The 8,253-nt window shown below is 62.4% G+C and carries 5 protein-coding genes and 2 pseudogenes; 5 read left to right on the top strand and 2 right to left on the bottom strand.

Annotation, left to right across the window (positions count from 1 at the left end):
* Positions 1-89 precede the first annotated feature (89 nt).
* From J7I92_RS23330 to J7I92_RS23310, 5 genes and pseudogenes are all read left to right on the top strand, one after another.
* Positions 90-401 (top strand): annotated as a pseudogene (locus tag J7I92_RS23330) (integrase core domain-containing protein); the annotation flags it as partial.
* A 498-nt stretch (positions 402-899) separates the two neighbouring features.
* Positions 900-1,526, top strand: a complete 627-nt coding sequence (locus tag J7I92_RS23325) for a MarR family winged helix-turn-helix transcriptional regulator (RefSeq protein ID WP_214844328.1) — start codon at positions 900-902, stop codon at positions 1,524-1,526.
* A gap of 350 nt (positions 1,527-1,876) precedes the next feature.
* Positions 1,877-3,862: an FAD-binding monooxygenase gene (locus J7I92_RS23320; RefSeq protein WP_214844325.1), complete on the top strand. Its 1,986-nt coding sequence runs from the start codon at positions 1,877-1,879 to the stop codon at positions 3,860-3,862.
* A gap of 236 nt (positions 3,863-4,098) precedes the next feature.
* On the top strand, positions 4,099-5,484 hold the full coding sequence (locus J7I92_RS23315; protein ID WP_214844323.1) for an MFS transporter: 1,386 nt from the start codon (positions 4,099-4,101) through the stop codon (positions 5,482-5,484).
* Between the two features lie 1,390 nt (positions 5,485-6,874).
* A pseudogene (locus tag J7I92_RS23310) lies at positions 6,875-7,254 on the top strand (Lsr2 family protein).
* Positions 7,255-7,424: 170 nt separating this feature from the next.
* Here the strand turns inward: J7I92_RS23310 and J7I92_RS23305 are convergent.
* Positions 7,425-7,640 (bottom strand): hypothetical protein, encoded by a 216-nt coding sequence (locus tag J7I92_RS23305; RefSeq protein ID WP_214844334.1) that lies wholly within the window; start codon positions 7,638-7,640, stop codon positions 7,425-7,427.
* Positions 7,641-7,757: 117 nt separating this feature from the next.
* The coding region (locus tag J7I92_RS23300) for a hypothetical protein (protein WP_214844321.1) at positions 7,758-8,253 on the bottom strand (496 nt) is incomplete at its 5' end.

Here is an 8,253-nt window from a genome sequence, read left to right as displayed (position 1 = left end):
CCGCGAGGTCTACTTCATCCTCGACCCCGGCCGCCAGCACATCGTCCCGAACACCAGACAACACCGAACTGCTGCTTGACACTTAGGAGAGCATCCGTGGCACCCAATACACCTCCGACGAATTCCAGAAATGGTGCGCCGACAAGCAGGTCACGCAGTCCATGGGCAAGGTCGGGGTGTGCTGGGACAACGCGGTCGCCGAGAACTTCTTCTCGCACCTCAAAACCGAGTTCTACCACCACGAACGCTTCAGCTCCCGGCTTGCCGCCCGGACCGCCGTGATGGACTACATCGAGGGCTGGTACAACCGCCGCCGACCCAACCGCCGGGCCGGCGGCATCCCACCGGCCACAGCCCACACAGCCCACCAAACCAGCGCCCAGAAACCCCTGGCCGCCTAACCAAAACAACAACGAACCTGTCTCAAAAACTTGACGAGCGCACAGGGTGAACTTCGCGAGCAGGGATGGAGGAAAAGTGGGAGCGAAGCCGCGACGATCGAGATTCCGAGTTCCCTCGGGTACCGGCGCAGCGCCTGCATGATGGGTGCCCCTTCGTGGGAAAGCCGGCGGCCGCGTTGGCCGCCTTTAGCGGCCGGGAAGACCGGCGACTCGGTGACCCGGTATCGGATAAAGAGGGCAACACTCAGCGACAGCAGCGCTTGTACGAGATAGTTAGATATCTATCTATATTAAGTCACCTCTGATTTGACCTTCCGTTCCGAGAATCAGTGTACAAGCCGGAATCTTCGTGTATTCCCGCGAGCGGGACGGGATCATCCTGACCTAGAATGAAGCGAGGAGGGCATTGCCAATTTATTAGACTTCTAGTAAATTTGTGAGAGAAGCAGGCGTTGGGTGCTTCAGAGGACTCACTGGGCGAGATATGACGGGGGCGGGGTGAACAATATCGTGAACGGCAGCAAGGACGAGGAACGCTGCGTTGCAGAAGTGCGAACGCTCGGGGCTACGCAGGAGCATGAATCACTAAAGGAGACGATGACCGAGTTGACAACCCAACAGAATGAAAAACTCAGTGGCATCGCATTCGAAAAGCTCGCGAACGACTCCACGAGAGAGATGTTTCCCGAGTACGACGCCGCCGCCATGGCCCTTTGCTTCAACCTGATACGTCTGGCTAACAGGATCACTACCGACCTCGAAGTCAGCGTCCACCGCCCCGAAGGCCTCAGTTTTTCTGCGTTCAGGCTTCTATTCGCAATTCGAGCTGTTGGAGCAGGGTATCCCAACGAGCTAGCAAGGCTGTCGAGCGTTTCAACTGCTTCTATGTCGAGCTTGCTCAACACCTTAGAGAAGTATGGGCTGGTGACCCGAGAGGCAGACACCTCAGATAAGCGCAAAACGCTTGTGCGGCTCACTCCACTCGGGGAGGCCCGCGTAACAGAGCTCGCGCGCAAGAACAGTCTGCGTGAAAGCGATTGGGCAGATGGCCTCACAAGGACCGAAGCAACCATCCTTACTGAACTCTTGCGGAAGCTTCTACAACACCACCCGCCTCGTTCCTAGGACTTCAGGGCGCCTTGAATCCGGATAGCCCCTGAATTTCCCACGCACACCCCCGAACGTTCAGCTGGTTCACTGGCAACTGGACGCGTACGCCTATCGACCACAGGCATCAGACCGCGACGCCGCCATGAGATTGGTTCCGATGTTCGCGGGCTCCGTGTCGGCCGCCCGACGTTTTTTCAGCTCAGGGCCCTGTCCCGGTGAAGCCACGCAACAAGTAGCAGTAACCAGGGACGAAACCCTGGAGAGTCCGCACCGCCCTGGCGGGCGTGGATAGTCAAATTTCAGATACCAAGCGTCTAGTTCTGAGGAGCTTCGACGTCAACCGCTTACAACGAAGTGAGGACTCCGTGCAGTTTCACCATCACGGTTACGTTTCCGGGGACCCGCGGGTCCAGCCTGCAGCAGGAGTCGGCATCAACAGGCCGGCTGAGCTTCCCGATGAGGCCGATGTGTTGATTGTCGGCACAGGACCTGCCGGCATGCTCACGGCCGCGCAATTGTCCCAATTCTCAAGTGTCACCACACGCATCGTGGAGCGCCGCCCCGGAAGGCTCGCCATTGGCCAGGCCGACGGAATCCAGACCCGGACAGTCGAGACCTTCCAGGCCTTCGGGTTTGCCGAGAGGATCATCGCCGAGGCGTACCGGATCACCGAGACGGTGTTCTGGAAGCCGGATCCGGCGGACCCCTCCCGCATCATCCGCACTGCCCGCACCCCGGATGATCCCGCCGAAACCAGCGAGTTCCCCCACCTCGTCGTTAACCAAGCCCCGGTGCTGGATTACTTCGCCGAGTTCATGGCCAACTCGCCCACACGCATGTCACCCGACTATGGCTTCGAGTTCCATTCCCTCAACGTCGCGGACGAGCAGGAGTACCCCGTCACAGTGACCCTTCTCCACACCTCCGGCCCCAAGGAGGGGCAGGAGCGCATCGTCCGGGCCAAATACGTTGTCGGTGCTGACGGCGCACGCAGCACGGTGCGCCAGGCTATCGGCTGCACGCTTGCTGGAGACCAGGCCAACCATGCCTGGGGCGTGATGGATATCCTGGCGGTCACGGATTTCCCAGATATCCGCATCAAGTGCGCAATCCAGTCCGGTACAGGTGGCAGCATCCTCCTGATCCCTCGCGAAGGCGGCCACCTCTTCCGCATGTATATTGATCTAGGCGAGGTGGACCCCAACAACAAGGGCGCAGTGCGCAGCACTTCCACCGAGGAAATCATCCACAAAGCGAACGAGATCCTCCACCCATACACCGTCGACGTCCGCGACATCGCGTGGCATAGCGTGTACGAGGTGGGCCACCGCCTCACGGACCGGTTCGATGACGTCCTGCCGGAGGACCGCGGCACCCGCACACCGCGCGTGTTCATCACCGGCGACGCATGCCACACCCACAGTGCCAAGGCCGGGCAGGGCATGAACGTCTCCATGCAGGACGGCTTCAATCTGGCCTGGAAGCTCGGCCACGTCCTCGAGGGCCGCAGCCCGGAAACCCTGCTTACCACCTACTCAGAGGAACGCCAGGTGGTGGCGAAGAATCTCATCGACTTCGACAAGCAGTGGTCAACGCTCATGGCGAAGAAGCCCGAGGAATTCGAAGACCCCTCCGAACTCGAGGACTTCTACGTGCGTACCGCTGAATTTCCCGCCGGCTTTATGACCCAATACGCCCCCTCAGCGCTCGTGGCCTCCCCTGAACACCAGCACCTGGCAACCGGCTTTCCGGTCGGCAAGCGCTTCAAGTCGGCGCCCGTCGTGCGGGTCGCCGACACCAACCCGGTACACCTCGGCCACCACGCAGCCGCGGACGGCCGCTGGCGCATCTACATCTTCGCTGACGCGGCGACGCCCCAAACGTCCCAGGCCGGCACCGGGTCGCCCACAGAGCGGTTCGCCGAGTGGATCACCAACTCGCCAGAATCCCCGCTTGCTGTCACTCCCTCGGGGGCCGACCCCGACGCGTGGTTTGACGTGAAGGTGATCTACCAGCAGGACCACACCAGCGTTGACATCGCTGCCGTTCCGGCAGTGTTCAAACCCACGGTCGGCCCGTTCCAGCTCACGGACTATGAAAAGGTCTACGCTGCAGACCCGAGCGCGGACATCTTCGAACTGCGCGGCCTCGACCGCGGCGGCGTCGTCGTGATCGTGCGCCCGGACCAGTACGTGGCAAACGTCCTGCCGCTCAAGGCAACAACCGAGCTCGCTGCGTTCTTTGCACCCCTACTGCAGCCGCGGCGGCAGAAGGAGCTTTCATCCGTTGAGCTGTCTGGCGTGCCCACCAGCCGCTCAACCACCACACCCTCAGCCTTGGTCGACCGCTAACACTGGGTGGCGATGTCACCGTTTCAGAGCACGCATGCGCACCCACGACCCAAGGCCTGAGCCAGGCGGCCCGCAGGGTGATTGCCGGAACCACGATCGGCACCATCGCCAGCATTCTCCGGTGATTCCGGTCTCCACCTGATAAAGCCTTTCAGGCTCCACCGGCAAATCTGCACCACAGTTCGATCCCCCGGGTTTCCCCCTGGGTTACGCCCGCTCACACCAACTGGAGAACCATGAGCATGTCCACCCACAGTTCGAAGGCGAACCAACGTCGCGTCGCCTTCGCCACCGTCATCGGCACCACCGTTGAATGGTACGACTTCTTCATCTATGCCACGGCCGCCGGCCTGGTGTTCGCGCAGTTGTTCTTCGAGCCAGCCGGTGCCTCCATCGGTCTGCTGTTGTCGTTCGCCTCTGTCGGGATCAGCTTCCTCTTCCGGCCTCTGGGCGCCTTCCTGGCCGGCCACTATGGCGATAGGATCGGCCGCCGGGCCATGCTCGTGCTGACACTGGTCCTCATGGGCGCAGCAACCACCTTGGTCGGCTTCCTACCGACCTATGCCACCGCTGGTGTTACCGCGCCGGTCATGCTCCTGCTACTGAGGATCCTGCAGGGCATCTCCGCGGGCGGTGAATGGGGAGGCGCCGTCCTGATGGCAGTTGAGCATGCTCCCCGCGACCGCCGCGGACGGGCCTGGGCATTCCCCCAACTGGGCGTCCCTCTAGGGCTGCTGCTGGCGTCCGGCGTCACGGCGCTCATGACCGGTGTGATTTCCCCCGGATCCGCCTTCCTAGAGTGGGGATGGCGCGTGCCCTTCCTGCTGAGCATCGTGCTTATTGCTGTGGGCTACTTCGTACGCCGCGCGGTGGACGAATCCCCCGTTTTCCAGGAAATCGCCGCAGCCAAGAGACAGCCCAGGATACCGATCGTGGAGCTGTTCCGCCGCCACGGACTGCTCGTGATCATCGCCGCCCTGATCTTCGCAGGCAACAACGCCGCAGGGTACATGGCAACCGGGGGCTTCATTCCAAGCTACGCGTCCAGCCCCGCTGTCGGTCACGGACGCACTGACGTGCTCGTCGCAGTCGCTTATGGTTCTGCCATCTGGCTCGCCTTCACCTACCTGGCCGGATACCTCTCAGACCGGATCGGCCGCAAACGGACGTATTTCATAGGATTCGGCGCTCAGCTACTGGCTTGCTTCCCGCTCTTTTGGCTGATCAACACGGGTTCCCTGGCAATGCTCTATATGGCGCTGACCATCTTTAGCTTCGGTCTGGGACTGGCGTACGGGCCGCAGGCTGCCCTGTACTCGGAAATGTTCCCTGCCTCGGTACGTTTCTCCGGCGTCTCTATCTCCTACGCTCTGGGTGCGATCCTCGGCGGCGCCTTTGCCCCGACAATCGCCACAGCCCTGGTGCAGGCCACAGGCGGAACCGAGGCCGTTTCCCTCTATCTGGTCGGGATGACGCTTGTCTCCCTTGTGTCCGTCTCCTTGGTGCGGGACCGCTCAGGCATGGACCTTTCCATCCGGAATCAGGCCGAACAGGAAGTTGGAGCACTCGTCTTTGACCGCCGAAGCGCCGACGTCTCAAACGAGCCCGCCCGCACCAACTGACCACGCCGCCGCTTGGGGCCGGGGCTAGCTGAGCGCCCGGCCCCACGCGGCGGAAGCCAGCCATCGAAGGCGGCAAGGATGACGCACAGCGTGCGCCCGAGGTCGTGGTCTTCGATGGCGCGGTACCGGTACCACCAGGCATCAGCGGATTGCGGCCAAGTACGGGCAGTCAGTCCATCTGGCCCACTACCTTGAGGTTCTCAAGTCCAAACCCGGCGCGCTTCCCGGTTCAACCGCTCCTCCGGCCGGGCACGGGAGTCCCAGCGCCCATGAGGCATCTGGGCTGCGTCCCGCCGGGTCAACGGGGACGAGGACGGCACCCGGGAACTCCTCGACGTCCTGCTCCATCATTCGATGGACTCTTCCAATGCATCATTGCGCGGCCGATGCGTTCAAGCCGGTAATGGAGCTTCCCACGACGCATGGAGAATGCGTGGCTGGTGTCACGCCCGCTGCGGCCGCAGTCTAGGTAGGCGAGGGCAGTTTGCAAGTGCTCCCCTGTGCCCACGTCAAGCAGGTGTCCTACTATCTCCCCGATGCACTTGACATGCACCAGGTTGTCACCGCCGTTGACCGCGGTCCCTACCCTCAGACCGCTGGTTGACGAAAGGGTTCTTATCGGCGTGCGGAGGGCTTCCGGGTCGCGCGGAGTGTTCGCCCGGCACAAGGGCCCGGCATCGCCCCTCCACAGACACCACCTCGGCGCCTCACCATTCAGTCATGTAGTCAACCAACACACAGGCAATGAATGGATATGACGACCCAGCTACTTGGCGGTATCACTGGACATCTCGCCCCAAATCCACAACCGTTTATGTCGTGCAGGCCAGAGGAAACCATGCAGAGTAACTAGCCCCAACCCGGCCGCCGCACTTCAAGAAGGAGGAAGCCGGCAACAGTAACTGCCACCAAAAAGTAACTGCCACCAAAAATGGCCCGCGAAGGAGCCATCAAGGAAGATTTGTCTGAGACCCGACTGTGACCAGCACGGCGAAACCACCCTCTCCCAGGAGGACCGCGACTTCATCCAGGCCAAGGCCAATCCGGCCGCGCCAACCGGACCAGAGCATCGTTTCTTCGACGCCACCCAGCCTTGAGCGGGCAGGTCCGGCCGGATACCGTCGCGGCGTTGGTACGCTACGTGCTGCGCGGTCACCGCCTTGAAATGCCCGGCTGAGCCCGCACCGCATCCGGCCCGGGCCGGATGCGGCCAAACCGGTCCAGCCTTGCATCGGGGCAGTATTGTCACCGGCTTCCCCTGAGGTTCGTCCACATGAAGTAGGCCGGATTTCCCTCCGGGCGCGGACGCCGACGCACCCTGCCGGCTTCGTGGGCAGGGTTCAATGGAACTGGTTAACAGGAGACATTTCAGCGGAAGGACCCGGTCTTCATGCTCAGGAAGTCAACCATCATCCTGATCGAGGATGCCGACGGCGGCGCCGCTGATGAGAGGGTTGCATTCGCTCTCGACGAAACCAGTCACGAAATCTACGTTTCCATCTCCAAGGCCTCCTCGCTCAGGTCCCTTCTTGCCCCGTACATCCCCGCCGGACGCAGGACCAACCGGGTCGCCGGGACCGCCGGCAGGAAATCCGGCGGCCGCGCGCCCGGGCCCCCAACACCGGCAGGATCCGGCGGTGGGCCATCGACAACGGGCACCAGATGACCTCCCGCGGGCCGATCCCGGACAGAATTCTCGAAGCCTTCCACACCGGCCGACATCCTTCTAAACCCATGCCGCCGCGGTCGCCCAGATGGCCCGGATCCTGAAGCGCAGCCGGAACCAACCCGGCGTTCTGCAGCTCGGCGGCGGCTACCTCCACTGCGGTGAACCGATGAAGATCCAGGGCAGTGACCTTCGCAGTATCCATGCGCGGGTGCACGCAGACAGACCCTCCGTAAGTCTGCTGGAGCTCTCCCCGGCGGCCCTCAGGCCTGCTTCACCACGCCTGGTGTTCGCGGGTCAGGCCGAAGGGTACGGCGACACTGAGCGCGACCGTGAAGAAATCATGTCCGGGGCAGGTGACGAGAATGCCGTGGCGTCCTTCGCTCAGGGCCTGGATCCGGGCGGCATCCGCTGCCTCGTCGAGCTGACGGTCCATGCTTTCACGGTCAGCGGCGGTCACGGTCAAGCGGTTGGGCGCAGTAGCTGTCACAGGTTTTCCTTCATGTCGCAGGGAGAAGTTCGGTCCGGAGGGGTAACCGACGAGTCACAAACCCGTCTGCCGCTTCCAGGACTCCGGAACACAGTGCACCATCGGGCGGACGTGTTCTTAGTAGATGACGGTTCCGGTGGTCTCCACGGTGGTGCCGGAAACGGCATTGCGGCCGCTGACCTCGAGCTGGATTCCTGTCCGCCGCAGCGGTGTCTCCAAGGCCGTGGAGAGGTCCGGAATGACCCTGGTGTTGATGCTGTGGAGGACGTCCTGGATGTCGGCGCGGTTGTTAACCGTGACTTTCATCGTGAGATCCGGTTCCCTGGCGGTGCCGCGCAGCAGCGCCGAGGAACCCACGACCCCGGGCAGGGTATTGATCTGGTTTTCCACGGCGGAGGCCAGCACCGAGGCATCACATAGCGTGGTTCCAGAGGCCGGGTTCTGATGCAGCCGGTACCTGTCGGCGGGATTCCTTCGTGGAATCTGTGCCAGAATCCACAACATCCCCAGGCCGCCCATGAGAAGCCCGGTCACCAGGACAATGGCCGTAACAGAGGCCGGCTCGAAGACCGTGTGCAGGTCCCCTGTCATGACGGGACTTTCTGCAGGGACC

The sequence above is a fragment of the Arthrobacter sp. ISL-72 genome (assembly GCF_018613755.1).
Taxonomy (GTDB): Bacteria; Actinomycetota; Actinomycetes; order Actinomycetales; family Micrococcaceae; genus Arthrobacter.
The sequence above is the reverse complement of the archived record's forward strand: the minus strand, read 5'-3'. Positions and strand labels throughout refer to the sequence as shown.